Source organism: Streptomyces sp. 3211.6, from assembly GCF_003634815.1.
Lineage (GTDB): Bacteria > Actinomycetota > Actinomycetes > Streptomycetales > Streptomycetaceae > Streptomyces > Streptomyces katrae_A.
The window spans coordinates 1,067,065-1,094,022 of the sequence record NZ_RBXC01000001.1 but is presented as its reverse complement, the minus strand read 5'-3'; the positions used below and the strand labels follow the sequence as shown (position 1 = coordinate 1,094,022).

Genomic DNA, 26,958 nt, shown 5'->3' with positions numbered 1-26,958 from the left:
GGCCGGTGTGACGGGTGGGAAGCGCCTCCGGGGGCCGGGGGCCGCCCCGAGGAGTCAGCGGGTGGCGGTCGGGCGGGGGGCGTAGAGGTCGAGGAGGCGGGTGCGGGTCTGCTGGAGCCGGACCGCGAGGATCCGCCCGACCCAGTGGCCGATGGCCGAGCCGAAGGCCGGGTCGGCGTCCATCAGCATCCGGACGGCCGCCCCGTCGAACTCGTAGGCCCGTACCGGGGTCATGGCCTCGGCGCTCAGCTGCCAGGTGTACGGCGGGAACAGCCAGGACCAGCCGACGAGCTCGCCGGGGCCGAGGCTCTCGACGGCCGCGGCACCCCGGTGGCCGCCGGAGGGCAGCGGGACCTCCAGGGTCACCGTGCCGGAGCGCACGATCCAGAAGGCCTCCGCCCGGCCGCCCTCTTCGAAGATCCGGGCGCCCTCGGGGAAATTGACCTCACGTGCGTAGGACATCAGCCGGCCGCGGTGTTCGGCGGACAGTACGGCGGCGATCCGGATGGGGGAAGGTGTGCTCACGACGGCCTCCGTTCAGGACCCCCCGCAACCTTCTGGTCCCCCCAGTGTCGCCGACCCGGGCCGGAAAGCCGCATACGGCGGACCACCGGCCGCCCGGACCCGCCGGCACGGGCGCTCCCCGGTGCCGTCTGGCCCGTGAGCCAGGCCGCGCCCCGGTCCTCCCGGGGCGCACTCGCGCCGCTGCCCCCGCGAGGCCGCCGCACGGCGCCACGGCCCGCCGCGGGCGCCCGCCACACCCTCGGCTCGCGTTCCCGGGCGTAGGCCCTAGTCGTCGGCGTTGGCCTCCAGGCAGGCCAGTTCCATCGCGTCGAGCACCGCCTCGTGGCTGCGCCCGCTGAGCTCGGCCACGTTCTCGATCTGCGCCGTCGCCCAGGCGGCCAGGGTCATCACCAGCACCCTCAGCCCGTCCGTACCGTGCTCGGCGAGGATCGCGTCGGCCACGGCCATGGCGTCCTCGGGCACCCGTTCCGCAGGCTCCAGCCCGGCGAGCCCGCGCAGCATCGCCAGCGTGCGGCGGGAGATCTCCGGGGTGATCTCCGCCAGCCGCATGTCCTCTTCCTCGTCCATCAGCCCCGCCCTCCGGTCCTTCGGCCCGACCCCTCAGGGCACGGTAGAGCGGTCCGGCCCCGGCCGGGGCGGTTTTGCCGGGGGTCACCCATGGGAAGGGCCCGCGCGGGCCCGCCCCGTTGACGCCCCACGACCGGGGTGCGCCCGTACCTTCCCTCCCGAGCGACCGGCCGGTAACTTGTCCGCCGCAGCCGCCCGGACGGGGGCGGCCGGATCGGGCGGGAGCCAGATGAAGAGCCTCGTACGGGTGCTGTCGATCGTGCTGCTCCTGGCGGGCGGCGTCGTCCTGCCGGGCGCCGCCCCCGCACTCGCCGCCGCACCGGCCGCCCCGGCCACGGCGCCCGCCGCCTCCGACCCCGCGCCGTGGACGCCCCCGCTCTCGACCCGGGGCCGGTACATCGTCGACGCCCAGGGCAACCGCTTCCGCCTGCGCTCCGGCAACTGGGACGGCGCCCAGGGCTCCTGGAACGGCTCGGGGAACATCGCCGACCCCGCCAACCACCACGCGGGCCAGGACTCGCACGGCATCCCCCTCGGCCTGGACCGGGTGCCCCTGCCCGCCCTGCTGGCCGACTTCCGCGCGCTCGGGCTGAACAGCGTCCGGCTGCCCTTCTCCAACGAGATGCTGCACACCACCGCCCCCGTCCCGGACGCGGCCGTCGCCGCCAACTCGGCGCTGCGCGGCCGCACCCCGCTCCAGGTCTACGACGCCGTGGTCTCGGCCCTCACCGACGCGGGCTTCGCCGTCATCCTCAACAACCACACCGGAACCACCCGCTGGTGCTGCGGTCTCGACGGCAACGAGCGGTGGAACAGCAGCCGTTCCACCGCCCAGTGGGCCGACGACTGGGTCTTCCTCGCCCGCCGCTACCGCGACAACCCCCGCGTGGTCGGCGCCGACCTGTACAACGAGGTCCGCCGCGACACCTGGGACGACCCCAACTGGGGCCTGGGCGACGGCCACGACTGGCAGGCCGCCTCCGAGGAGGCCGCCGACCGGATCCTGACGGAGGCCAACCCCAACCTGCTCATCGTCGTCGAGGGCATCAACTGGACGGGCATCCCCGCCGACGGACTCCCGCACGGCCGCCCCGCCCTCACCCCCGTCCGCACCCTCTCCCACACCCTCGTCGTCTCGAACAAGCTGGTCTACTCCGCCCACTTCTACGGCTACACCGGCCCCCACCACAGCGGCGCCACCGGCCTCGGCGAGACACACGACGCCCGCTACCAGGACATGAGCCGGGCCGAGCTCGAACAGACCCTCTACGACCAGGCGTTCTTCGTCTCCGCCGAGACGGGCGCCCACTTCACCGCCCCGGTGTGGATCAGCGAGTTCGGCATCGGCGCCGACGAGACCGGCGCCGCCCCGCGCGCCTGGTTCCAGAACATGACCGGCTACCTGGCCGCCTCCGACGCCGACTTCGCCTACTGGCCCCTCGTCGGCTGGAGCACCACCGCACAGGGCGCTCCCGGCGGCGACAGCTGGGCGATGCTCCGCTACGACAACACCGGCCGACGGTGGGGGTCCCCCCGGACGGAGTCCGGGGGAGGGGTCCTCGACCCCGCAGACTGGCGCACCGCCCCCTGGACCGCGCTCGTCTCGGCCGCGGGCCGCACCGGGCCGGTCCCCGCCACCACCGCCTGGTACCAGCTCAGCACCGACCACCGGGACCAGAACGCCTCGCTGCTCACCCGCGCCGCCGGGGACTGGGACAGCGGCGCCCGCAAGGCCGTCTGCCCCGACGGCGCGCGCCTGGCGGGCCTGAGCCACACCGGCGGGCGCGGGCTGTGCTCCACCTCCGACCTGCGCGCCCCGGGCGGCGGCCAGACCGTGGTCCGCGACGAGACGTACGTCCCGGCGGGCGGGGACTGGGCCACCGGCTACACGAAGCTCCAGTGCCCGGCCGGGCAGTTCCTCACCGGGTACAGCCTGCGCGGCGACCGGGTCTCGGCGGCCCTGTGCGCCCCGGCCCGCGTCCCCCTCGCCGGCGCCGGCCGTACGGTCTGGTTCGACCGGGGCGACGCCCGCCCGGCCGGGAACCCGGGCGGGGACTACGCCTCAGGCCACTACAAGGGCCAGTGCCTGCCCACCGAGTACGCGGCGGGCATCGCCTTCACCGCCCGGGCCGGTTTCCGCCCCTCCCCGGCATCCCTGCTGTGCCGGGCGCTGCCGGCCGGCTGAGGGCCCTCCGGCCCGGCCGCCGTTCGGCATGCGATACGTCAAGTCTGGTGCCCGGTGCGGGAATTCGACCTAGGGTGCGCCCGTACGGACAACGGACACACCGAACTGGGGGGTTCATGCGCAGATCCAGAGGGCCGGCAGCCGCTCTCGCCCTGTCCCTGGCCGGCACGGGGGCGTTCGTGGGGCTCGGGCTCGCCCCGCAGGCCGCGGCCGTCACCCCGCCCGTGGCCTTCACCGCCGACGCGCTGCCCACCTGGCAGCCCAACGGCATCGTCTGGGCCCTCGCCGAGGCCGGGGGCACCGTCTTCGCCGGCGGGACCTTCTCCGCCGTCCGCCCGCCCGCGGGCGGGGCCGGCAGTGAGCGGCCGGCGGTGAACTTCGCCGCCCTCGACGCGGCGACGGGCGCCCCGACCTCCTGCACCCTGTCCTTCACCATCGGCAGCGGCACCGCGACCGTCCGCGCGCTCACCCTGTCCCCGGACAAGAAGACCCTCTACGCGGGCGGCTACTTCGGCGCCGTCAACGGCACCCCGGTCTCCAGCATGGCCGCCATCGACGTGGCCACCTGCACCGTGAAGCCGTCCTTCCGCCCCGCCTTCGCGGCCACCGTACGGGCCATCGCCGTCACCGGCGACACCGTCTACGCGGGCGGCGACTTCCTCAACGTCAACGGGCAGCCCAGGCAGCGCTTCGCCGCCGTCGCAGCCGCGGACGGCGCGCTGCGCCCCTTCACGGCGAACGCGGACGAGCCGGGCCGTGCCGTCGAGGTCACCCCGGACGGCAGGAACGTCCTGCTCGGCGGCGACTTCTTCACCGTCAACGGCACCAGCACGCACGCCCTGGCCGTCGTCGACTCCGCCACCGGCGCCCTCACCAAGGGCTACCCGGGCTTCATCGAGACCAACTCGGTGGTCAAGGACATCGCCACCGACGCCACCGGCTTCTACACCGCCAACGAGGGCACCGGCGGCGGGGTCTTCGACGGCCGCATCGCCCTCGACCTCTCCGACTTCGGCCAGCGCTGGCGCGACACCTGCCTGGGGGCCACCCAGGCCGTGCTGCCGTACCAGAACGTGCTCTACAGCGCCTCGCACGCGCACGACTGCTCCAGCGTCGGCGAGTACCCCGACGGCCAGCGCCACCACCTGCTGGCGCAGCCCACCACCAGCGTCGGCAAGCTGGGCTGGGCGCCCGACACCAACGACGGCGTCGGCGAGGGCATCGGGCCGCGCGTGATGACCGTCGGCTCCAAGGGCGGTACGCAGTACCTGTGGGTGGGCGGTGAGTTCACCACCGTCAACGGGACGGCCCAGCAGAGCCTCACGCGCTTCTCCTCCACCGGTGACACGGGGGCCCCGACGGTTCCGCTGGCCGGCGCGGCGAGCGTGCGGCCCGGGGAGGTGCAGGTGCGCTGGCGCACCAGCCTGGACCTGGACGACAGCGCACTCACCTACCGGATCTACCGCAACGGCGCGGCCTCCCCGATCGGCACGGTCACCGCCGACTCGCTGTTCTTCAAGCGTCCGCAGGCCTCCTGGACCGACACCACCGTCCAGCCCGGCCAGTCGTACACCTACCGGGTGACGGCCACCGACGCGGCGGGCAACACCAGTGCCCTCTCCGCCCCGGCGAGCGTGACCGTGCCGACCTCGCCGGAGGCCTACGCCAACCAGGTCCGGGCGGACGGCGCCCAGCTGTACTGGCGCTACGACGACGCCGTGCTGCCGTACGTCGCCGACTCCTCCGACGGCAACCAGGCGGGCGTGCACCACAACGGCCCGGCCTTGCGCCAGAGCCCCGGGGCGGTGGCCGGCGCGAGCACGGCGATCGGCTTCAACGGCACCGACGCCCACGTGTACGGCGACCGCCGCCAGACGGTGGGCAGCACCTACAGCATCGAGACCTGGTTCAAGACGAACACCACCCGCGGCGGCAAGCTCGTCGGCTTCGGCAGCCGGCAGATCAACGGCAGCAGCCAGTACGACAAGCACGTCTACATGACCGACGACGGCCGGCTGGTCTACGGGGTCTACACCGGCGCCACCCGCACCATCACCACCGCCGCCGCCTTCAACGACGACAAGTGGCACCACGTCGTCGCCACCCAGGGCCCCGGCGGCATGACCCTGTACGTGGACGGCGTCCAGCGGGGCACCCTGAACGTCACCACCCACGAGAACTACACGGGCTACTGGCGCGTCGGCTTCGACGGGCTCGGCGGCTGGCCGGACCGCCCCACGAGCGAGCACTGGGCCGGCCTGATGGACGAGACGGCCGTCTACCCGACCGTCCTGAGCGCGGCGCAGGTGCAGAACCACTACGCCCTCGCCTCCGCCCCGGCGGACTCCACCGTCCAGGGCACCGCGGCCGAGGACACCTACGCCAACGCGGGCGCCCCGGACGCCAACTACGGCACCTCCGGCTCCCTGGCCGTCCGCGGGACCTCCCTCTACACCAGCTACCTGCGCTTCGACCTGCCGGCCGCCCCGGCGGGCAAGGTGCTCAAGTCGGCCACGCTCAGCGTGAAGACCAGCACCATGGCGGGCGCCGGCACCACGGACACCGTCTCGGTGGTACCGGTCACCGGCGCCTGGACGGAAGCCGGGACCACGTACGCCAACCGCCCGGGCACGGGCGCCCCGGCGCTCGGCGCGTTCCCCGGGATCCCGGACGGCTCGGCGGTCCACACCGCCGGGCTGAACACCGCCGCCGTGGCCGGCGCGCTGGGCGGCCCCTACAGCCTGGCGCTGACCAGCGCCGGGACCGACGCCCTGTGGCTGTGGCCCTCGGAGGCGGCGGCGGGCGAGGCGACGCCGCGGCTGGCGCTCACCTTCGGCGCGCCCTGACCCTGCCTCACCCTCCGGGGTGGGGCGCGCCCACTTCCAGGAAGCGGCGCCCGCGCGGACCCCGGTAGACCAGGCAGTCCCAGCCGTGGCGCTCCAGCTCCGCCGCGCACGCCGCCAGACGCTCCGCCTCCTCCCCGGCGGCGCCGCTGCCGGGCGGGCCCGCCCAGGTGACCTCGACCAGCCCCCGCGCCCCGGACGCCACCCGGTAGCCCGTGCGGCTGCGCCGCCCGCCGGCGTCCACCGCCGACGGCGGGAACCCCGCCGCCTCCAGCACCAGGGCCACCGCCCGCGGTATCACCCGCAGCTCCCACGGGGCGGGCGTGGAGGTGGATCCCGTCAGCAGGCGGCGGATCTGCAGCAGCCCCTCGTACGCGGTGCGCAGCTGCGCCGCCCGCTCTGCGCCCGACGGCTCCGCGCCGTCGCCCGTCGCGGGCTCGAAGCCCTGCCCCTGGGGTTCCGCCACCACGCCCGACCTCCCTCGCCTGAGTACCCCGGTCCAACGGCCTGAGTACCCGCGCCGATTCCCCGTGGCGCGGCCGCTGCTGGAATGACGGCATGACCTCGCGATCCCCCCGCCCCCGCCTGCAGCGCTTGACCTGCGCGGGCTCCGCCCTCGCCGTGGCCCTCGTACCGCTCGCGGTCGGGATCCTGGCCGCCAAGGGGATGGGCGCCGACCCGCACGCCCCGGTCAACGCCCTGATCACCGGCGGCGGGCGGCATGCCGGGCTGCCGCGCGCCGAATGGAGCAGGCGCGGCCACGGCGCGGTGCGCCGGCTGCGGACGGCCCGGCAGACGGCCCGGCGGACGGTGCGCGGCCGGTGCGCGGCGCTCAGGAGGCCGACGGCTCCTGGAAGTCGGTGACCCAGCGGTCCCGCTCCTCCGGGCAGGCCGGCGTGCGCCGGTCAGCTGCCGTACTGGCGGACGCAGAGGTCGACGATGGACGGCGGGAGCGTCCCCTCCGCGGACTCGCACAGTTCCTCCCCGCGCGGCACGGGAGGGATCGCGCGGCGCGGGGGCGCGGGCTTGGGGGGTCTGGCGCGGCGGGGCGGGGCGGGCTTCGCCGCGCGCGGGGCGGGCGGGCGGGCCTTGCGGACGGGGGGTGCCGGGGCGGGGGCCGGGTCGGGGTCGGGGGAAGGCTCCGGGACCTCGCCCAGGGGGAGGGGCCGGGCGGGCGGGGCCGGGGCGGGGCGCCCGGCGTCCGGAGCCCCGGCGGGCGGTGCGGAACCCCGGGCGGGGCGCGGTGCACCGTGCTCCGGGCCGACGGAGACACAGCCGGCGCTCGCCAGGAGGGCCAGGAGGGAGAGGGGCAGGGCGGCCCGGCGCAACAGCACCCGACCACCATGCCGTAGTCCGGGCCGGAGCCGTGGCGCCCGTCACGCATCCGGGTGAAGCGGGAGTGGCGGGGGAACCGCCCCGCACCCACGGAGAACCGATTCTCCACAGGCCGGACGGAAAGCGGCCGGACGGCCGCAGAATGGGCACGAACGCGATCGGCACGGCACGGCAGTGCGGGCGACGGGGGCGGCGCGACCCCCGGGACCTGGTGCCGCCGTGCCCCTCCCCCAGACTCCGTCCGGGGGGACCCCCAACCGTCCGTCCGCCTTCACCCCGTACGGAGTGCCGAGCATGACCGAACCAGCCGCGTCCAGCGTTCCCCCGTCCAGCGTTCCCCCGTCCAGCGTTCCCCCGTCCAGCGTTGCCCCGACCCGCGCTCCCCGGTCCGCCGTTGCCTCACCCGGCGTTCCCCGGTCCGGCGTCCGTCCCGCGAAGGGGTGGGCGGCCGTCGCCGCCGTCTCCCTCGCGATCTTCTGCCTGATCACCTCCGAACTCCTGCCCGTCGGACTGCTCACCTCCGTCGGCGCCGACCTCCGGGTCTCCGACGGCACCGCCGGCCTGATGGTGACCGTCCCCGGGCTCGTCGCCGGCTTCTGCGCGCCCCTGGTCACCGTCGGCGCCGCCCGGCTCGACCGGCGGCAGGTGCTGTGCGCGCTGATCGGCCTGATGGCCGCCGCCAACCTCGCCGCCGCGCTCGCCCCCGGCTTCGCCGTCGTCCTGGCCGCCCGGCTGCTCGTCGGCATCAGCGTCGGCGGGTTCTGGGCCATCGCGGGCGGCCTCGCCGTCCGGCTGGTCCCCGCTCACCGGGTCGGCCGGGCCACGGCCCTGATATTCGGCGGTGTCCCCACCGCCTCGGTGCTCGGGGTCCCCGCCGGCACCCTCCTCGGCGAACTCGGCGGCTGGCGGACGGCCTTCGCGGCCGTCGGCGCCCTCGGCGCGCTCACCCTGGCCGCCCTGCTCCTGCTCCTGCCCGCCCTGCCCCCGGCCACGCCCGTCACGTTCGCCGAACTGCCCGCCCTGCTGCGGACAGACGCGGGGGTCCGCACCGGGGTGACCGTGACCTTCCTGGTGGTCACCGGCCAGTTCGCCGCCTACACCTTCGTCCGCCCCCTCCTACGCGACGTCTCCGGCGTCGACACCGGTCTCGTCAGCACCCTGCTCCTCGGCTACGGCCTCGCCGGAGTCGCCGGCAACTTCCTGGCCGGACCGCGCGACCCGCGCCGCACGCTGCTCACCGTCAGCGCCACCCTCACGGTGGTGCTGGCGCTGACGGCCGTCCTGCCGGGGCCCGTCGCCGGGACCGGGCTGCTGATGCTCTGGGGCCTGGCCTACGGGGGCGTCTCCGTCAGCCTCCAGGGCTGGATGCTCAGGGCCGCGCCCCGGGCCGCCGAGGCCGCGTCCGCGCTGATGGTGGCCATGTTCAACTTCGCCATCGCGGCGGGGGCACTGGCCGGCGGACTCGCCGTGGACCGCGTCTCGGTGCCCGCCGCCCCGCTGACGGGTGCCGCCCTGATGCTCCTCGCCGCCCTCACGGTGACCGTCCACCTCCGCCGGGGCCCGAACCCGAACCCGAACCCGGGTCCGGGCCCCGGCGCGGAGGAAGGAGAACGGATGGATGGGGCGGATCGGACACGCGGCTTGACCGGAGCGGCCCCGGACGGACAGAGTCCGCTCAAGAACGACCACCTGAGCCGCACTTCGGAGACGCCCCAGATGCCGATACCCGTCCGCTCCCCGCTCACTCCGCCGGCCCCGGGAGCGGGCCAGGCCCCGGCCGCGCGGCGGCGCAGGGCCTGACCGGCGCGTGGGGGCCGGTGCCGCACCGCCGCGCCGACCCCGACCGTGCCGGGAGACAACCGTGTCCCCACACCCCGATGAGAGCGGGCCCGAGCCCGACGACCGCCTGTTCGTCCGCCCCTACGTCGCCGCGCCCGAGGGCCCGTCCGGCCCGGCGTACCCCGCCTGGCCGACGGTCCCGGAAGCGGGGGAGGAACCGACGCAGCCCCTGCCACGGGTGCCGGCCGCAGCCCAGGCCGTCCCGGTGGCGGCCGGGGCCCGTCACGCGCCCGGACGGCGGGGGAGCCGGCTGCCCCTGGCCGTCCTCGCACTGGTGGTGCTGGCCGCCGGGGCGGGAACGCTGGTGTTCCTGACGAGCGGGCCCGAACCGCAGGACCCGGCCCCGGTCCGCCCGGACCTGGCCCTGCCGGCGCTGCCCGCCCGCAGCCCGGGCGCCGGGGACCCCGAGGTGCGCGCCCAGGCGGCCACGGCGAAGCCCTCGGCCTCCGCCCCGACGCGCAGCCCCTCGGCGTCCCCGTCCAGCGCGAAGCCCTCGACGAGCCCCACGACCGGCGCGCCCGGCCGGCCGACCCAGCCGCCGGACTCCGGCACCCTGCGCCCGGGCGACAAGGGGCCCGCGGTCAGGGAGCTCCAGGAACGGCTCTACGGGCAGGGGTTCACGTACGTGCGGATCACCGGGGTCTACGACGGCCAGACCAAGCGCGGGGTCTCCCAGCTCCAGCGGGACCGCGGCATCAAGGGCGACCCGAACGGTGTCTACGGCCCGGCGACCCGAGCCGCCTTCGGCTGAAGCCGGGGGCCGGCCGGGCCCGCGCGGCCCGGTGGTTCGGTGTACCGCGCCCGGGGTCAGCGGCCGCCGGAGACCCGCAGGACCGCCCCCGTCGTGTACGAGGCGTCCGCCGACAGCAGCCACGCGATGGCCCCGGCGACCTCCTCGGGCCGTCCCGGCCGCCCCAGCGGGATCGTGGCGGCCGCCCGGGCGGGGCGGTCCGGGTCGCCCATCGCGGCGTGCATGTCGGTCTCGATGATCCCCGGCGCCACGGCGTTGACCCGGATGCGGTCCGGCCCCAGCTCCTTCGACAGCCCCACGGTCAGGGCGTCGACGGCCGCCTTCGTCGCCGCGTAGTGCACGTAGTCCCCCGGGCTGCCCAGGGTGGCGGCCGCGGAGGAGACGTTCACGATGGCCCCGCCGCCCTCAGCCATGTCCCGGGCGGCGCGGCGGCAGCACAGCAGGTACCCCAGCAGGTTCACCTCCACCACCCGGCGCAGGTCCTCGGTCCGGGCGTCGGCGAGACGGCCCAGCGGGCCGGTCACCCCGGCGTTGTTGACCAGGCCGGTGACCGGCCCCAGTTCGGCCCGGGCCACGTCGAAGAGCCGTTCCACCTCCTCCTCCCGGGAGGTGTCGCCCCGTACCGTCAGGCACCGCGCGCCCGCCGCCCGTACCCGCTCCGCGACCGCTTCGGCGGCCTCCTCGTCGCGCGCGTAGCCCAGCACCAGGTCGTGGCCCTCCGCGGCGAGCCGGACACAGGCGGCCGCGCCGATCCCCCGGCTGCCTCCGGTGACGAGGGTGACGGGTCGGCGTTCCATGGCTCCTCCAAGACGTGCTGCGCCGCGGCCGGTTGCCGGGCGCGGCGCAGGCTAACACCCGAATATCCGGTGGACCAGCGGAAATGGCGGCCCCGACAGTGGTCCGGCAACCAACACCGACGACCCGAACCGAGGAGCCGCCATGTCCACCCTGCGCGTCACCGTGGAGGAACTCACCATCCACCCGCATCCGAACGCCGACGCCCTGGAGCTGGCCCAGGTGGGCCTCTACCGGGCCGTCGTAGCCAAGGGCGCCTACCGGACCGGGGACTTGGCCCTCTACATCCCCGAACAGGCCGTCCTGCCCGCCGCCCTCATCGAGGAGCTGGGCCTCACCGGCCGGCTGGCCGGAAGCTCCCACGACCGGGTCCGGGCGGTCCGGCTGCGCGGAGAGCTCTCGCAGGGGCTGGTGTGCCGGCCCCGTGCGCTCGACGGGACGGACCTGGAGCTGGCCGCGAAGGAGGGCACCGACTTCGCCGAGGCCCTGGGCATCGTCAAATGGTCGCCACCGGTCCCCACGTCGATGAGCGGAGAGGTCGAGGCGGCGCCCGGGCTGCTGCCCTGGGTGGACATCGAGAACCTGCAGCGCTACCCGGGGATCTTCGAGCCGGGGGAGCCCGTCGTCCTGACCGAGAAGCTTCACGGCACGGCCTGCCTGGTCACCTATCTGGCCGAGGAGGGCCGGGTCCTCGTCTCCTCCAAGGGCTTCGGCGCACGCGGCCTGGCGCTCAAGGAGGAGGAGCGCAACGTCTACTGGCGGGCCGTCCGCGGCCACGGCGTCGAGCGGGCCGCCGCCCGGCTCGCCGAGCGGCTCGGCGCGACCCGGGTCGGCGTCTTCGGCGAGGTCTACGGAGCCGGCGTGCAGGACCTGCCGTACGGGGCGCAGGCCCGGGCCGCCGACACCCCGCCCGGGTTCGCCGTCTTCGACGTCTGCGCCGAGATGGACGGGCAGGTGCGCTGGCTGGACCCGGCGCAGGTGCTGCAGGACGGCGAACTCCCGCTGGTGCCCCGGCTCTACACGGGGCCCTACGCCCTGGAGACCGTGCTGGAGCTGGCCAGTGGGCGGGAGACCGTCTCCGGGCGGGGCCTGCACCTGCGCGAGGGCGTGGTCATCCGGCCGGCCACCGAGCGGTACAGCCCGGTCGTCGGCGGCCGGGCCATCGCCAAGGCGGTCAGCCCGGCCTACCTGACGCGCAAGGGCGGCACCGAGTACGAGTGAGCCGGCGGCCGGTTCCGGCGCCGCCCGTGTTGCGCCGGGGCCCGCCGCCCGGTTCGTGGTGGGATGGGGAAGGGGTGGTTCCGCCGGTTCACCGAGAGGGCACACCCATGTCACAGGAACCCCAGGACGGTCGGCCCACGATGCGGGCGATGGCGTACGAGACGTACGGCGGGCCGGAGGTGCTGGCCGAGACCAGGCTCCCGGTCCCCAAGGTCGCCCCCGGCGAGGTCCTCGTCCGCGTGCGGTGCGCGGGGGTCAACCCCGTCGACTGGAAGATCATGGCGGGCGGTCTCGACGGCCTCATGGACGTCGTGTACCCGGTGGTCCCCGGCTGGGACGTGGCCGGGACCGTCGAGCGGGTCGGCATCGACGTCCCCGAGTTCGCGGAAGGCGACGAGGTGATCGCGTACGCCCGCAAGGACTATGTGCACGGCGGCACCTTCGCCGAGTTCGTCTCCGTTCCCGTACGGGCCCTCGCGCGCAAGCCCGCCTCGCTCGACTGGCGGCAGGCGGCCGGCCTTCCGCTGGCCGGGCTCACCGCCTATCAGCTGCTGACCCGCCTGGGCACCGGCGAGGGGGACACCGTCCTCGTCCACGGCGCCGCGGGCGGGGTCGGCTCGTTCGGCGTGCAGATCGCCCGCGCCCTCGGCGCCCGCGTCATCGGCACCGCCTCGCCCCGCAACCACGACCGGCTGCGGGAGCTGGGCTGCGAGCCCGTCGCCTACGGGGACGGGCTCACCGAGCGGGTCCGGGCCCTGGCCCCGCAGGGCGTGAGCGTGGTCGCCGACTTCGTCGGCGGGGTGCTGGACGTCACCACGGCCGTGCTCGCCGACGGCGGCCGGCACGCCTCCATCGCCGACCACACGGTGCTGGGGGCGGGCGGCCAGTGGATGTGGGTCCGCCCCGTCGGCGAGGACCTTGCGGCACTGGCCCGGCTCGCCGACGAGGGCCGGCTGACGGTCACGGTGGCCGAGACCTTCCCGCTCTCCGGCCTCGCCGAGGCCTTCACCCTCAGCCAGGCCGGCCACACCGCCGGAAAGATCGTCATCGACCTCTGACCGTGCCGCCGCCCCGGCCGGGTCCGCGCGGGACGCCACCAGGGCCTGTCGTCAAAGTCCCGTCGTCGCCCGGAGGGCGGCCCCGCGGCGTCTGGTGCGTGCTCCTGGTGCGGCGAGAGCGCGTGCCTGGGGGCACCTCCCAGCGGTAGCCGGGGGAGCGTCGCGGGGCTGACGGGACCTTGACGACAGGCCCTAGCGGCAACAACGGCAGCACGGCCGGGAGTTCGGCCGCCGGCCCCGGCCCGCGCAGGGCCGGGGGAGCGGATGTGCGGCCGCCACCGGATCAGGGCAGGTCCGGGACCTCGCCGCCGTCCGCGCGGGTCACCGTCACCCCCGGCAGGGTCGCCGCCCAGGGGCCCGTGAGGGCGGCCAGGGCGGTGGCGTCCGGCGGGGCGGACCCCAGGCCGACCGCGTAGCGGGCCAGGGTCCCGGAGCGTGCGAAGGGGCGCGGCCAGGCGTGGGCCTCCGGGAGCCCGGCCTCCTCCAGGGCGGCGAGCAGTCCCCGCATCCGGCCCCGCGCCCGGCCCAGGTGCTCCTCGAACTCCCGCACCGTGTCCGCCCGTACGCTCACCACCGCCCAGGCGGCGTGCCGCCGGTGCGGCGGGGCCGCCGGCAGCAGTCCCTCCGGCTCCGCCTCCAGCCGCTCCCAGGCCTCGTACAGCTCCCGGACCAGCAGGTCCCGCAGGCCCGCCCCCACCTGGGCGGTGCAGCTGCGGACCGGAGCCGAGGGCGTCAGGACCGTGACCGGGTCCGGACCCGGAGCGGCGTCGGCCTCCGGGTCCAGGGACACCGGCTCGCTCCAGTCCCAGGCGGCCCACGTCCCGAAGAACTCCCGCCGCAGCGCCGCGGGCGACCGGTCCGCGGCCTCCCGTACCGTGCGCGCCGCCAGCACCGTCCAGGCCAGCCCGGGCAGGCCGCCGAAGGGCGCCGAGTCCAGCCCCCGGGCCCGCGCCCAGGCCTTGACCTCCCGCGCCAGCCCGGCGAAGGCGGCGTGCTCCGCGCCCACGGCCGCCCGTACGGCTTCGGCGTCGGAGACGGCGCTCAGCGCCACCGCGGCCGCCTCGCCGAGCTCGGCCCGCCGCTCCACGGCCCGGGCCGGATCCAGCCCGCCGGCCCCGACCACCACCAGGTCCACGTCGAGCCCGGACGCACGCAGCCGCAGCCCCGGCACCCGCGCCCCCGTCACCTCCCGCAGCCGCTCCGCCTCCGGGAGCGCGGCCGCCACCCGTGCCCGCACCGCCCCGGCGTCGGCCGCCCCCGGCAGCACCGCCACCAGGTCCAGGTCGGCCCCCGCCGGGGCACACCCCATCGCCCGCGACCCGGCCACCCGCACCACCGCCCCGGACAGCGCCCCCGCGAGCCGCGCGGTGATCCGCTCAGCGTCCCCCACACCCACGACGCCGCCTGCCGCCCGGGAGCCGGAAGCCTTCCGGGCGTTCTCCGGACCGCCGGACTCCGCCGGCCGAGGGGGCTCCGGGGCTCGGGGGCGCGACGGCTCCGGGGGGTCGGCCGGTTCGCCGGGCGTTGCCTCCGGTTCCGCCCACCGCCAGGTGCCGGTGCCCAGTTCCACGACCGCCCGGACCCGCATCGGGCCGTCCCCGCGTCGCGACAGCACCGCCAGCTCCCCGACGCGGGCCGTCCGCCCGCCCGGTCCGAGACGCTGCGCGAACTCCCGTTCCGCGCGCCGGGGGTCCCCGCTGCGGCCCAGCGTCAGGTGCGGGGTCCATCCCGTGGAGCGGCCCCGGCAGCCCGGGAAGCGGTCGGCGAGGGCCCGGCGCAGCTCCTGCCAGGGGCCGTCCCCGCCCTCACCGGCCGCCGGGTCCAGCCACAGCACGGCGTCCTCGCGGCGCCCGAAGGAGTGCACGCCGTCCAGCCGGGCAGTGAACGGCCGCCCCTGCGCCGCGGCTTCGGCCAGCAGGGGCAGCGCCCGCGCGAACGAGGACTCCGGTACGAAGCCGAACAGCAGGTTGACGTGCGCCGGCCAGCGCGCCACCCCGGGGTCGTGGGCCCGGCGCAGCTCCTCGACCGCCGGATCGTGCGGCGGGAGCCAGGCCACGGCCGTCCGCGTGGTCGCCGCCTCGCCCGGCAGCGCGTCGCCCGCGTCGGTCGCCCCATACTCCACGGTGGCCTCCACCCCGAAGTGGTCGGAGGGGAACAGCCCGTCCGGCGCGGGGGAGTCGCCCCGCAGCGCGGCCTCCCGCACCCGGGCGCCCGCGCCCGAGGAGAGCAGGATCCGGTCGATCCGGCCCGCCCGTCCCGTCAGGGAGCCGACCGCGGCCAGCGGATTGACCCCGGGGTCGAAGGTGGGCGTGTCGTCGGCGGGGCCGTGCACCTCCGCCCAGGCGTCCCGCAGCCCCAGCGCGGCCGCAGGCCCCTCGGCGCCGGTGCGGCCGTCGTTGAAGTCCCCGAGCAGCGCGAGCCCCGCGCCGATCCCGCCCAGCCCCTCGGCCAGGCGGGCCAGTTCGGTCACCCGGCGGCCCGCGCCGTTCTCGGAGTGGTCGCTGCTGAGGTGCGTCGCGGCGACGGCCAGGGGTCCGCCGGCCGTGTCCACGGCGACGGCGGCGACCGCCTTGTGCCGGCCCAGCACGTGCAGCCCCGCCTCGCGCACCGGAAGCCGGCTCAGCACCAGCAGCCCGCTGTCCGCCACGTCCGCGCCGTCCGGATCGGTGCCCAGGGTGTACCCGGACCGCACCCACGGCTCGGCCAGCAGCAGGGCGAGCAGGGCCGGTTCCACCTCCTGGAGGGCGATCACATCGGCGTCGGCCGCCGCCAGGTCCGCCAGCAGCATCGGCCTGCGCCGGGCGGTGGCGATGCGGGGGGCGTCGTACCGGTCCCACAGGGTGTTCCAGGTCAGCAGCCGCACCCGGGCCGGCGGGTACGCGGCCGGACCCGCCTGGACCGGCCGCCAGGCGCCGTCCGCCGGGTCCCAGGCGTGCGGGGTCCGCGCGGTGAAGAAGGGCTCGGGCAGCACCCGGCGGCCGCGCACCCGCCCGGCCGTCGTCGAGTCGATCAGGTCCAGCCCGCGGGCCCGGTCCCACACCAGCTCGCCGTCGGCCTCGACGAACAGCACCCGGTGCCAGGGGATGTCCCCGCCCGGCACGAAGGAGGGCAGCGGCACCCGCTTGGGGGCGGCCCCGCGCTGGAGCACCCCGAGCGTGAACCGCGCCGGATCGAAGCGGGGGTCCCAGCGGACCTGGTGGTAGAGCTGTTCACTGGTGCGCATCAGAACGCCTCCCCCTCACCGGTCGCCGCCAGGGAGCCAGCCGTGTCCTCGACCGTGCCGCCCGCCCCGACGTACCAGGTCCGGTGCGCCTGCCCGGGGTAGGGCGGGCTGAACCGGCACAGCTGCGTGCCCAGTACGGGCTCCGGCACCGGGTGCGGGCGCACCGCGTTGCGCCGCCGCAGCTCCTCCTCGCCGACCAGCGCCACGACCCGGGTGACCAGGGCGTCCCGGCGCCGTGCGACGGCCCCGGCGAGGCCGCGCTGCTGCTCCGTCAGGGAGGTCGCGTCCCACACGACCGTGCCCCCGGCGGCCAGGGCGCGGTCGAGCCGGTCCAGGCCCTCCCGCAGCACCTCGGGGTTGGCCCGCTGGTCGGCGCGCGCACCCCGGGCCTCGCGCAGGTCGTCCAGGGCGATGTACGCGTCCACCCCCGTCAGGGTCCGCGCGAAGGTGCTCTTCCCGCTGCCCGAGGGCCCGCACAGCTGGACCAGCCGCGGGTACGCCGCCCCGTCCCGCCACCGCCAGGTCGCGGCCACGGCCTCCTCGACGGCGGCCGAGGCGGCGGAGGCCGCGGCGGAGGCAGACACGGTGGAGGCAGAGACGGTGGCAGACGCGGCGGAGGTGGTGTGCGCGGCGGCCAGCGCACCCCGGCCGAAGGCCTCGCGTGCCTCCGCCCAGCAGCGGTCGGCGGCGTCGGGGTCCAGAGCGCCCAGGGCCTCGCGCATCCCGGCCCGCAGCGGGCCCAGCGGGTCCGGCCCGAGCAGGCCGGCCTCCTCGGCGCACAGCGCGGACCACTCCACGCACTCGGCCTCCCCGGCCGACAGCTCCGGCAGGGCCGCCGCCAGGGCGTGCAGCACCCCCAGGTCGGCCGCCGCGGCCAGCCGGACCAGCCCGGCCCGCCGCTCCTCCTCCGGAAAGGGCCTGCGCAGCACCGGGTACAGCCCCACCAGGTCCGCCACCCGCCGCGCCGTCCGCATCCCGAGCGGCCCCGCCGCGAGCCGGGCCCCGAGGGTGGCCCGGGGCTCGCGGCGCAGGGCGGCGGCCAGGACGCCGGCCAGCCGGGCCTCCCCGGTGCGCCCGGCGCCGTCGAGCCGGGCCGTGACCGCGGCGACGGCCGCCTCGTCCTGCGGGGGGACCGCCGCGTCCATGCCGAGAGCGGACAGCAGCCCACCGGCGTCGGGGTCCGCCCCGGAGCGGACGGCCCACAGCGGGGCGGCGGGGCCGAGCCCGTTGACCACCACGGGCGCGTACATCCAGTGCGCATCGGTCCGCACGTGCCCGCCGCGCACCCACTTGGCCACGTACCGCCCGAAGTCCGCACGGTCGAAGCCGGCCGTCGTACGGACGACGTACCCCTCCTGCCGGGAGGTGTCGATCCGCAGCCGGCGCAGGGCGCGTTCGTCGTAGGTCCCGCGCCACAGCACCCGGGGTACGGGGACGCCGAGACCGTGCAGGAACCGGACGGTGCGGTCCCAGTCCAGGCAGTGGTCGCCGTCCCACACCGAGAACCCGTAGAACCAGCTGTCGAGTTCCCCGTAGCCGAGCGAATGACGGGCGTACACGTTCTCCCCGCAGATCCGCCGGCCCTCCGGTATCCGCGGCCCGATCCGGCCCTGGAGGGCCTTGACCCAGGCACGGGAGGGGTGGTGGCCGGAGTCCAGGGAGCGGGCGTGCAGCCCGTCCGCGTACAGGGTGGTGTTCTCCCCGTCGAGCTTCTCGGTGACCACCACCTCCCGCCCGGCCAGCGCTGCCGTCCCGCGGGCGCGCACGTCGTCCGCCGTGGCTCCGGGGGACCACGGCAGGTGCGCGGTGCGGGGGTAGTGCGTACGCATGGCGGACTCCTGCTCGGGGACGGGTGTCCGGTCACTGTAGGTATCCGGAGCGGGGGCATCCACCCATTTCCCGTGCGGCCGGGGGGCTGTCAGTCGAAGAGGTCGAGCTCGTGGAACTCCAGCCCGTCCGCACCGAGTCCGGTGTTCTCCGCGTGCTCGGCCATCCGCGCGGCGTACTCGGGATGTCCGGCGAGCGAGGTGTAGGTGTCGGAGTCCAGGTCCAGGACTTCGGCCAGGTCCGCGAGGTACACGTCGAGTCCGGGATACATCACGGCCACGTACGGCAGGTCGTCGATGTCGGTCACCAGTACCGGGTACTCGCCCGTGGAGTCCGGGGAGCCCAGGTAGAGCAGGCGGCGCGAGTCGCAGCCGCCGACCAGTGGCAGGCACACGGCGGGCAGCAGCTCCTCGAAGTCGCCGAACATGGAGGCCATGCCGTCGCCGGAGCCGTACATCCACTCCGCCGTCGCCCCCAGCCCCCGGTCGCCGAGGACCGGCTCGGACGGGTCCTCGTACCAGCCGACGCGGGCGAGCCAGGAGCCGTCGAAGGCCAGCCAGCGGCGCAGGCTGGGCGGCAGCGGCCGGCCGCCGGGCAGCGTCAGCCGGTCGAGCACCTCGGGCGCGACCGGCACCGGCTCGTCGAGGTCCGGGGCTTCGCAGGTGGGCCAGCCCTGCTCCCGGACCCGTTCGATCACCCGGTCGATCAGCGCGGCGCCGTGCATGTTCTCGTTCATGCGGTGCACTGTGCCAGGGGCCACCGACAACGCGGTGCCCGGCCCGGAGACAGGCGCTAGTGGCAGAGGGCGACGATCGCGGGGTCCACCCGGCCCTTCGCGGCCTCGCACAGCGCGGACATGTCGTACGAACGCCGGGGCGCGGGCCGGGAACCGTCGTGCACGGGCTTGCGGGCGCGCGGCTTCGCGGCGGGGGTGCGGTGGGCCGTGCGGGCGGGGGAGACGCGGCGCGGAGGACGGTCGTCGGAGCGGGGCGGGGCGGCGGGCGGGGCCTGCCGCCCGGTCTCCGCCTCCGGGGCCCCGGCGGGGGCCGCCTCCTCGGCGGGCGGAGCCTCCCGCGCCCGGGGCGGGCCCCAGCGGCAGGTCCGGCGCCGACGGCGGCCGGGGCCTCCACGCCGTCCGGACCGCCGCGGGCTCCTGCCGGGGAGCCTCGACGGGCGCCGGCGGCCGTACGGTCACACACCCGGCGGCCAGCATGAGGACGGGGACCCAGAGCGGGAGGGAGGGGCGCGACGGCATCCGCCCACCCTGCCGTACCGGAGCACCGCCCGGCGCCCCCGCTCACACGAAGGGGTGAGTACGGGGCCGCATACGTGGTCGGACCAGCGACTTTCACATCGCCAGCCCGCACGACGGACCGTATCAAGATCGACATAATCGGGCAATAAGGAGGCCCGGAAGGTATGGCGGGTGGTGAAGCGCGGGCGGTCCCGACCACCCGGGGCCCGCCGTAACCCGACGGCCGCGCCCGCTGTTGCACAGGCGGTGGACCCACCCACGGTGAACGGAGTGCCCATGCCCCAGCTGACCGACGACCCCGGACGGACGGGCACCCGGATGACCCCGGCGGAGTACGGGGCCTCGCGCGCCGCCCTCTGGACCGGAGCGGTCGTCCTCGTCACCGACACCGACGGGCGGGTCCTCGTCCAGAGCGTCGACTACCGCCCCGACCGGTTGCTGCCCGGTGGCGCGGTGGACGCGGGGGAGTCCCCCGCGGCGGCCGCCGCCCGCGAGGTGCGCGAGGAGCTGGGGGTCGAGGGGCGCTACCCGCGCGGGCTCGCCGTGGACTGGATCCCCGCCGGTACCGCCGGCTTCCCGCCCGAGACGCGCTTCCCCGGCGAGATCCTGCACGTGTACGACGGCGGCACCTGGAGCCCCGACCGGATCGCGTCCATCCGGCTGCCCGCCCAGGAGATCACCGGCATCGACTTCGCCGAGCCCGCCGACCTGCCCGCCCTGATGGAGCCGGGCGACGCCCGCCGCGCCCTGGCCGCCCTCCGGGCCCGGATCAACGGTTCCGGGCCCGCCCTGCTGGAGGACGGCCGCCCCACCACCCCCACCGCCCTCGACCGGCTCGGGGTCCTGCGCACCCGCCGCGTCCCGCAGCACGGCACCTGGCACCCCGGCCCCGTCCCCGCGCACCTGCCCGTACGCGGCCACTCGGGCTGGCTCTTCGCCCCCGACGGCCGGGTCCTGCTGCTCGTCGCCCGCGCCACCGGCGCCGCGCACCTGCCCGCCCCGAAGGCGGAGCCCGCCGTGGCCGCGCTGCCGCTCGGCTACCGGTACGCCGACCGGGCCGCCCTGGCCCGCACGGCGGCCCGCCTCACCGGGCTCGCCCCGGCCGGGGACCCGGCGTACGCCCGGCTGCTGGCCACCCCGGAGCAGGTGCGCGAGCTCAGCGACTGGGGGCCGGCGGGCCCGCAGGAGATCGCGGCGGTCCACGCGGCCCGCACCCAGCTCGGCCTGCCCGTCCCGCCCCGCACCCCGCCCGCCGAACTCCCCGAGCAGGGCCTGCGCTGGTGAGCTGCCTGCGGAGCGGCCCCCGAAGCGGACCCCGGAGGTGACGGACCGGGCCGGGGGCCCGGAAGCCCATGATCGGCGCCTGCGACCATGTGTATCCGCCACACATCAGGAGCGTCGACATGGCATTCGAACACCATCGCGTCGTCATCACCGCGGCGGGGCGGGACTTCGGCCGGACCCTGGCCCTCGGCTTCGCCGCGCGGGGCGCGGAGGTCCACCTCTCCGCCCGCACCCCCGAAGCCGCCGCCCGCGTCCGCGAGGAGATCATCGGGCAGGGCCACGACCCCGCCCGGGTCCACGCCCACGCCTGCGACCTCACGGACCCGGCGTCCGTACGCGCCTTCGCCGCCGCGGTCGCCGCCCGCAGCGGGCACATCGACGTCCTGGTCAACAACGGCGCCCGCTACCAGCACGGCCCGGACCTGCTCTCCGCCTCCGACGAGGACGTCGTCGAGACCCTCGCCTCCGGCGCCACCGGCACCGTCCTCGTCACCAAGGCCTTCCTGCCGCTGCTGCTGGAGTCGGACCGGCCGGACATCGTCACCATGGTCTCCGGCTGCGGCGAGCACGGGAACCACCGCTCCGACGCCCACGACGCCTTCTACGCCGCCAAGAGCGCCCAGGCAGGCTTCACCGAGACCCTCTCCCGGCGGCTGCGCGGCCGGGGCGTGCGGGTGATCTCCCTCTACCCGCCGGACTTCGACAACCACGACCCGCTGTCGCCGGCCTGGGAGGACGCCCCGCGCACCGCGAAGGACCCCCTCACCGCCCAGTCGCTGGTGGACTGCGTGTTCTTCGCCGTCGGCCAGCCCCGGGACTGCTTCATCAAGTCCTTCCACTTCGAGCAGGTCTGAAGGCACGGGCAACGGGCCCGGACGGCGCCGCCGGGACCGGACCCCGCCCCGCGCGCGGCCGGGCCGGTCGTGTGGAATGGAGGGCATGGGGAGCAGCGAGACACAGACGGGCGGGGCGCCGGGAGGCGCCCCGCGGACGCCGGCCGCGCGGCCGGCACCGGGGGAGCACCGGGAGCCCGCCGGCCGGCCGCAGGGCGTCCCCGCCCCGGACCGCTGGCGTTACGCCCGCCACCTCGACCGGCTCGCCGCCGCCGGGGCGGCCGGTGTGGCGGGCGAGGCCGGGGCGGTGGCCGCCGTCCTGCGCGACCCCGACCCGGTGATGGCGCAGAGCGCCGTGGTCACCCACCTCGACCGCCGCGCCGTGCGGCTGCTGCCCGACGCCGGGTTCTGCGACTGGGCCCGCGCGCTGCGCTCCGTACTGGAGGGCCACGCGTTCCCGGCCCGCCGGCTGCGCGAGTGGACCCTGCTCAAGGCCATAGCGGGCGGCGGGAGTTGGTCCGCCGCCGAACTGGAGGCCGCCTCCGACTGGTGCCAGCGCACCGCGGTCCTGTCGCCCGCCTCCGACGAGGCGCTGGCCCTGCTGGCCGCCTCCGGCCGGACCCGCCGCGTACGCAACGCCGCGGCCCGGCGGCTGCACCGGCGCGCCACCCTCTGAACGGAACGATCAATACCCCGGATGGCTCGCCATACGGCTGTTCGGGGGTTTAAGGTCTCCTTTACCCGGCCGGGTATCAGCGTTGGACCGATGCCATTCCGCTGGAGGATGACTCTCCGTGTCGCACGTTTCTCAGGCTCCCGTCACCACCCCGGACACCGAGCCCGCACCGCCCGCACCCCGGTCGTTCGACGAGGTCAAGGGCTGGTTCTCGGCGTATGACCAGGTGCTCTTCGACTGGTTCCTGGCCCGCCAGAACGACACCGGAGAGGCGAAGGGCGACCTCCTCGAACTGGGCGCGTTCATGGGCAAGAGCGCGATCTTCCTCGCGAAGTACCTGCGGGAGGGCGAGGAGTTCACCGTCGTCGACCTCTTCGACTCGCCCGCGCCCGACGGCGACAACCTCGAAGAGGTGCGGGACTCCTACCCCACCCTGACCCGGCGCGGGTTCGAGGCCAACTACCTCGCCTTCCACGAGGAGTTGCCGACCGTTATACAGGCCCCGACCTCCGTCGTGCCCGACCGGGTCCGCCACGGCAGCTGCCGCTTCGTCCACATCGACGCCTCCCACCTGCACGAGCACGTGGTCACGGACATCGCCTCCTCGAAGGCGGTCGCCGCCCCCGGGGCCGTCGTGGTCTTCGACGACTACCGCTCCGAACACTGCCCCGGCGTCGCGGCCGCGGTCTGGGAGGCGGTGGCCGTCGGCGGACTGCGGGTGATCGCCGTGTCCGCCTCGAAGCTCTACGCGACCTGGGACGACCCCGAGCCCCACCAGAAGGCGCTGCTCGGCTGGCTGGACGGCCGCACCGACCTGTGGCACGGCGTGGACACGGTATGCGGCCGCCCGCTGGTGCGCATCGGCGACCACGGCGTGGCCGCCCCGTCCGCGCCCGAGCCGCTGCACGCCCCGGCCGAGCCGGTCGCGGCGGTGACCCCGCCGCCCGCTCCGAAGCCCGCCCCCCGGCCGGCGCCGGGTGCCGCCTGGCGCGCGGTGGCCAAGGACGTGCTCCCGCCGGTGCTCACCCGGGCGATCGTCACCGCCCGGCGCCGCCGGGGCTGAGCCGCCGGGGTGTCCGGCAGGTCAGGGCCGGACACCCCGGGCCGTACCGGCCCGGCACCGCTGACGGCGCGCGCGGCCGGCGGCCCCGTATCGCTGACGGGCCGGCGGGGTCAGAGCCCCTTGCGGACCCGGGCCGCGCGGCGGGCCTCCGCGGCCTGGCGGGCCTCGATCGTCTTGCGGGACTCCTTGCCCCGGCCGGTCCGGCCCGGGCGGGTGCCGAGTCCGCGGAAGCCCAGCTCCGTACCGCTCGGGCGGCCCTTGGCGTCGGTCGGCAGGGCCCCGGACAGCGGCACCCCCGACGGCTTGCGCGCGCCGGTGATCCGGCTCAGCGCCGCCTCGCCCGAGCGCACCTGGGTGATGGTGGGCCGGATCTTCGCGTCGGCCATCAGCCGGACCATGTCGCGCCGCTGGTTGGGCGTGACCAGGGTGACGACCTTGCCCGACCCGCCCGCGCGGGCGGTGCGCCCGCCGCGGTGCAGGTAGTCCTTGCTGTCGGCCGGCGGGTCCACGTTGACCACGAGGTCCAGGTCGTCGATGTGGATGCCGCGCGCGGCGACGTTGGTCGCGACCAGGACCGTCAGCTGCCCGTCCTTGAACTGCCCGAGGGTCTTCGTGCGCTGCGGCTGGGACTTCCCGCTGTGCAGGCCCTCCGCCCGTACGCCCATGGCCCGCAGGTGCTTCACGAACTGGTCGACACCGTGCTTGGTGTCCAGGAACATGATCACCCGGCCCTCGCGCGCCGCGATCTCGGTGGCCGCCGAGACCTTGTCCGCCGCGTGGATGTGCAGCACGTGGTGGTCCATCGTGCCCACCGACGCCGACTGCGGGTCCACCGAGTGCGAGACCGGGTCCTTCAGGTAGCGGCGCACCAGCTGGTCGACGTTGCGGTCCAGGGTGGCCGAGAACAGCATGTGCTGCCCGTCGTGGTGCACCTGGTCCAGGAGCTCGGTGACCTGCGGCATGAAGCCCAGGTCGCACATCTGGTCCGCCTCGTCCAGCACCGTGATCCGCACCCGCTCCAGGTGCACGTCGCGCCGCTTGACCAGGTCGCTCAGGCGTCCCGGAGTGGCCACCACGACCTCGGCGCCGGTGCGCAGCGTTCCGGACTGGCGGCCGATGGACAGTCCGCCGACGACGGTGGCCATGCGCAGCTGCAGCGCCTCCGCGTAGGGGGCCAGGGCCTCGGTCACCTGCTGGGCCAGCTCGCGCGTGGGTACGAGCACCAGCGCCAGCGGCCGCTTGGGCTCCGCCCGCCTGCCCGCGGTGCGCGCCAGCAGGGCGAGGCCGAAGGCGAGGGTCTTGCCGGAGCCGGTGCGGCCCCGGCCGAGGACGTCACGGCCGGCGAGGGAATTGGGCAGCGTGGCCGCCTGGATCGGGAAGGGCTCCCGCACCTCCTGGGCGGCCAGGGTCTCCACCAGCTCGGCGGGCAGACCGAGTTCGTCGAACGAGTCCACCGGCGGCAGGGCCGCGGTGGCCGTCCGGGGCATGGCGAACTCGCCCTGCGGGCCCAGGGTCCGCGGGGCCTTGCCGGCGCCGCTCCCGCCCTTGGAGCGGGAGCCTGCCGGCGCCGCGGCCTTGATGCCGAAACGCCCGTGAGCTGACGGGTTCTTCATGCAGAACCTTCCGTGAGGAGAACCGAGCGCGCAGGGGAACGGGTCCCACACGGCGACGAGCCGGGGTCCGTACCCTTCGGTACGGTCCCCGGCTCGTCGTACGCGTCCGCACCGGGCGAAACCGCCCCGCGCCTGAAGTCCTGGCCCATTTTACCAGCGGGCCCGCCGGGGCGGCGGGGGCGCGGGGCGGGACGCCCGTCCCGGGGCCCGTCATATCGGCCGGGTGTTCGAAACGCCCCGGTTGGCGGCGCCCGGAGTGTGGTGCGCGGGACGGGTGGGCAGTATCGAGACGGCCGCGCAGGCGGCCCGAGTGGAACGTCGAGTAAGGATCAGTACCGATGGCAACTGGCACCGTGAAGTGGTTCAACGCGGAAAAGGGGTTCGGGTTCATCCAGCAGGACAACGGCGGCCCCGACGTCTTCGTGCACTTCTCCGCCATTCAGGCGCAGGGCTACAGGTCGCTCGACGAGAACGCCCTCGTCGAGTACGAGGTCACCCAGGGCTCCAAGGGCCCCCAGGCGGAGATGGTGCGGCCGCTCTGACCGCACCCCGCGCACCCCGCACCTGACAGCGGCCCCCGCCGGCCCGGCCGGCGGGGGCCGCCGCGTCACTCCGGGGTCCGCGCGTCCTCCCGTACGGTGATCGCCGAGACCGGGCAGGCCCGCGCCGCCTCCCGGACCATCGGGCTGCCGTGGCCGCCCTCGCGGCCGGGGAGCACTTCGCTGAGCCCGTCGTCGTCCTGGGTGAACACCTCCGGAGCGGTCAGCACGCACTGGCCCGCGCCGATGCAGACCTCCCGGTTCACGGAGATGCGCATGCCGCTCACCACTCCACCGGCAGCTCGACCATGCCCTGGATGGTGTCCCCGGGCTTGAACGGGATCGTCTCCGGATCGGCGGCCAGCCGCAGGCCGGGCAGCCGGTCGAACAGCGTGCCGAGCGCGATCTCCATCTCCGCGCGGGCCAGGTTCTGGCCCAGGCACTGGTGGATGCCGAAGCCGAACGCCAGGTGGCGGTTGGACCCGCGGTGCCAGTCGAGCACGTCGGGGTCCTGGAACGCCGCCTCGTCGCGGTTGATCACCGACGTGGAGAAGACCACTCCGTCGCCGGGCCGGATCGTGACCCCGCCGACCTCGATCTCCTCGGTGGCCAGCCTCAGCATCCCGTCCGCGATCGACAGGAACCGCATCAGTTCCTCCACCGCCCCCGACAGCAGCGAGGGGTCGGCCCGCAGCTCCGCGAGCTGCTCGGGGTGGCGCAGCAGGGTGAAGGTGCCGAGGGAGATCATGTTGGCGGTGGTCTCGTGCCCGGCGATCAGCAGGATCGCCGCCAGCGAGACCAGCTCCTCGACGTCGATCTCACCGGTCTCCAGGCGGGTGCCGATCAGCTCGTCCAGCAGCCCCTCGCCCGGCTCGGCGCGCTTGCGCAGGATCAGGGCCCTGAGGTAGCCCTGCAGCTGCGCACGGGCGTCCTCGACGTCGGCGGGTCCGGGGCCGCGCAGCAGCCGCCGCGACTGGGCCTCGAAGAACTCGTGGTCCTCGTACGGGACCCCAAGCAGCGCGCAGATCACCATGGACGGCACCGGCAGGGCGAAGGCGCCGACCAGCTCGGCCCGCGGGCCCTTCGCCACCATCGCGTCGATCAGCCGGTCCACGGTCTCCTGGATCCGGGGCCGCAGGGCCGCCGCGCGCTTGACCGAGAAGCTCGGGATCAGCATCCGGCGCTGGGTGTTGTGGACGGGGTCGTCCTGCCCGAGCAGCGCGGTCCGCTGCCGGGTGATCCCCTTGAACCGGGCGCTGGGCAGGGGGAAGTCCTCGTGGGTGCGGTCGGTGGACAGCCGCCCGTCGGCCAGCAGGGCCCGCGCCTCGGCGTGGCCGGTGACCATCCACACGCTGCGGCCGTCGAAGAGGGTGACCCGGGTCAGCGGCCGGGTGTCCCGCAGCGGCTGGTAGGCGGCCGGCGGGTGGTACGGGCAGGTGCGGTCCTGCGGGAAGGAGAGGGCACCGGGCAGGGTTTCGGACATGGAGAACAACACCTCGCAGGGGCTGGTTCCGTTTTGCCGGCTC

The 26,958-nt window shown here is 76.0% G+C and carries 23 protein-coding genes; 12 read left to right on the top strand and 11 right to left on the bottom strand.

The window, feature by feature from the left end; all coding sequences use genetic code 11:
• Positions 1-54 precede the first annotated feature (54 nt).
• The gene (locus tag BX286_RS05195) at positions 55-525 is read right to left on the bottom strand and encodes a Crp/Fnr family transcriptional regulator (RefSeq protein WP_185117335.1); all 471 of its coding nucleotides are present in this window, start codon (positions 523-525) and stop codon (positions 55-57) included.
• 264 nt (positions 526-789) lie between these two features.
• Complete coding sequence (locus BX286_RS05190; protein WP_079424192.1) at positions 790-1,092, bottom strand: hypothetical protein; 303 nt, start codon at positions 1,090-1,092, stop codon at positions 790-792.
• Between the two features lie 229 nt (positions 1,093-1,321).
• Between BX286_RS05190 and BX286_RS05185 the strand changes: the two genes are divergently transcribed.
• Both BX286_RS05185 and BX286_RS05180 read left to right on the top strand, forming a co-directional pair.
• The gene (locus BX286_RS05185) at positions 1,322-3,277 is read left to right on the top strand and encodes a glycoside hydrolase family 5 protein (protein ID WP_121014632.1); all 1,956 of its coding nucleotides are present in this window, start codon (positions 1,322-1,324) and stop codon (positions 3,275-3,277) included.
• 116 nt (positions 3,278-3,393) lie between these two features.
• The gene (locus tag BX286_RS05180; RefSeq protein WP_187344096.1) at positions 3,394-6,123 is read left to right on the top strand and encodes a DNRLRE domain-containing protein; all 2,730 of its coding nucleotides are present in this window, start codon (positions 3,394-3,396) and stop codon (positions 6,121-6,123) included.
• Positions 6,124-6,130: 7 nt separating this feature from the next.
• Here BX286_RS05180 and BX286_RS05175 read toward each other — a convergent pair whose 3' ends face one another.
• On the bottom strand, positions 6,131-6,586 hold the full coding sequence (locus BX286_RS05175) for a hypothetical protein (RefSeq protein ID WP_121017571.1): 456 nt from the start codon (positions 6,584-6,586) through the stop codon (positions 6,131-6,133).
• A 92-nt stretch (positions 6,587-6,678) separates the two neighbouring features.
• On the opposite strand from BX286_RS05175, the gene BX286_RS05170 reads away from it, so the two are divergent.
• Positions 6,679-6,984: a hypothetical protein gene (locus BX286_RS05170; RefSeq protein ID WP_121014631.1), complete on the top strand. Its 306-nt coding sequence runs from the start codon at positions 6,679-6,681 to the stop codon at positions 6,982-6,984.
• A gap of 41 nt (positions 6,985-7,025) precedes the next feature.
• Here BX286_RS05170 and BX286_RS05165 read toward each other — a convergent pair whose 3' ends face one another.
• Positions 7,026-7,454, bottom strand: a complete 429-nt coding sequence (locus BX286_RS05165; RefSeq protein WP_100864755.1) for a hypothetical protein — start codon at positions 7,452-7,454, stop codon at positions 7,026-7,028.
• 295 nt (positions 7,455-7,749) lie between these two features.
• On the opposite strand from BX286_RS05165, the gene BX286_RS05160 reads away from it, so the two are divergent.
• Positions 7,750-9,255 (top strand): MFS transporter, encoded by a 1,506-nt coding sequence (locus BX286_RS05160; RefSeq protein WP_121014630.1) that lies wholly within the window; start codon positions 7,750-7,752, stop codon positions 9,253-9,255.
• Positions 9,256-9,316: 61 nt separating this feature from the next.
• Positions 9,317-10,045, top strand: a complete 729-nt coding sequence (locus BX286_RS05155) for a peptidoglycan-binding domain-containing protein (RefSeq protein ID WP_079424186.1) — start codon at positions 9,317-9,319, stop codon at positions 10,043-10,045.
• A 56-nt stretch (positions 10,046-10,101) separates the two neighbouring features.
• Here BX286_RS05155 and BX286_RS05150 read toward each other — a convergent pair whose 3' ends face one another.
• Positions 10,102-10,842, bottom strand: coding sequence for an SDR family NAD(P)-dependent oxidoreductase (locus BX286_RS05150; protein ID WP_079424184.1), 741 nt, complete (start codon positions 10,840-10,842; stop codon positions 10,102-10,104).
• A gap of 142 nt (positions 10,843-10,984) precedes the next feature.
• On the opposite strand from BX286_RS05150, the gene BX286_RS05145 reads away from it, so the two are divergent.
• Together BX286_RS05145 and BX286_RS05140 are read left to right on the top strand one after the other, a co-directional pair.
• Positions 10,985-12,061 (top strand): RNA ligase (ATP), encoded by a 1,077-nt coding sequence (locus BX286_RS05145; protein WP_121014629.1) that lies wholly within the window; start codon positions 10,985-10,987, stop codon positions 12,059-12,061.
• Between the two features lie 140 nt (positions 12,062-12,201).
• Entirely contained in the window at positions 12,202-13,119 is a 918-nt protein-coding gene (locus tag BX286_RS05140; RefSeq protein WP_079424180.1) for an NADP-dependent oxidoreductase, read from the top strand.
• A 283-nt stretch (positions 13,120-13,402) separates the two neighbouring features.
• On the opposite strand, the gene BX286_RS05135 is transcribed toward BX286_RS05140, so the two are convergent.
• From BX286_RS05135 to BX286_RS05125, 3 genes are all read right to left on the bottom strand, one after another.
• The gene (locus BX286_RS05135; RefSeq protein WP_121014628.1) at positions 13,403-16,342 is read right to left on the bottom strand and encodes a poly(A) polymerase; all 2,940 of its coding nucleotides are present in this window, start codon (positions 16,340-16,342) and stop codon (positions 13,403-13,405) included.
• The gene (locus BX286_RS05130; RefSeq protein ID WP_121014627.1) at positions 16,342-18,171 is read right to left on the bottom strand and encodes an RNA ligase family protein; all 1,830 of its coding nucleotides are present in this window, start codon (positions 18,169-18,171) and stop codon (positions 16,342-16,344) included. Before BX286_RS05130 ends, BX286_RS05135 begins: the two co-directional genes overlap by 1 nt.
• 89 nt (positions 18,172-18,260) lie before the next feature.
• A complete protein-coding gene (locus BX286_RS05125; RefSeq protein WP_123995862.1) occupies positions 18,261-18,905 on the bottom strand; it encodes a hypothetical protein in 645 nt (214 codons plus the stop codon).
• A 795-nt stretch (positions 18,906-19,700) separates the two neighbouring features.
• Here BX286_RS05125 and BX286_RS05120 point away from each other — a divergent pair.
• The 4 genes from BX286_RS05120 to BX286_RS05105 all read left to right on the top strand — a co-directional run bounded on the left by BX286_RS05120 (position 19,701) and on the right by BX286_RS05105 (position 23,280).
• The gene (locus tag BX286_RS05120) at positions 19,701-20,708 is read left to right on the top strand and encodes an NUDIX domain-containing protein (RefSeq protein WP_261993363.1); all 1,008 of its coding nucleotides are present in this window, start codon (positions 19,701-19,703) and stop codon (positions 20,706-20,708) included.
• A 119-nt stretch (positions 20,709-20,827) separates the two neighbouring features.
• Positions 20,828-21,562, top strand: coding sequence for an SDR family oxidoreductase (locus BX286_RS05115; protein WP_079424169.1), 735 nt, complete (start codon positions 20,828-20,830; stop codon positions 21,560-21,562).
• 85 nt (positions 21,563-21,647) lie between these two features.
• Positions 21,648-22,217, top strand: coding sequence for a hypothetical protein (locus BX286_RS05110; RefSeq protein WP_107438225.1), 570 nt, complete (start codon positions 21,648-21,650; stop codon positions 22,215-22,217).
• 118 nt (positions 22,218-22,335) lie between these two features.
• A complete protein-coding gene (locus BX286_RS05105; RefSeq protein ID WP_079424167.1) occupies positions 22,336-23,280 on the top strand; it encodes a class I SAM-dependent methyltransferase in 945 nt (314 codons plus the stop codon).
• Between the two features lie 110 nt (positions 23,281-23,390).
• On the opposite strand, the gene BX286_RS05100 is transcribed toward BX286_RS05105, so the two are convergent.
• Complete coding sequence (locus BX286_RS05100; RefSeq protein WP_079424165.1) at positions 23,391-24,893, bottom strand: DEAD/DEAH box helicase; 1,503 nt, start codon at positions 24,891-24,893, stop codon at positions 23,391-23,393.
• A 338-nt stretch (positions 24,894-25,231) separates the two neighbouring features.
• Here BX286_RS05100 and BX286_RS05095 point away from each other — a divergent pair, with 338 nt between their 5' ends.
• Positions 25,232-25,435, top strand: a complete 204-nt coding sequence (locus BX286_RS05095) for a cold-shock protein (protein ID WP_079424163.1) — start codon at positions 25,232-25,234, stop codon at positions 25,433-25,435.
• Between the two features lie 65 nt (positions 25,436-25,500).
• On the opposite strand, the gene BX286_RS05090 is transcribed toward BX286_RS05095, so the two are convergent.
• Positions 25,501-25,710, bottom strand: a complete 210-nt coding sequence (locus BX286_RS05090) for a ferredoxin (protein WP_079424161.1) — start codon at positions 25,708-25,710, stop codon at positions 25,501-25,503.
• A gap of 5 nt (positions 25,711-25,715) precedes the next feature.
• Positions 25,716-26,915, bottom strand: coding sequence for a cytochrome P450 (locus BX286_RS05085; RefSeq protein WP_079424160.1), 1,200 nt, complete (start codon positions 26,913-26,915; stop codon positions 25,716-25,718).
• Between the last annotated feature and the right edge of the window lie 43 nt (positions 26,916-26,958).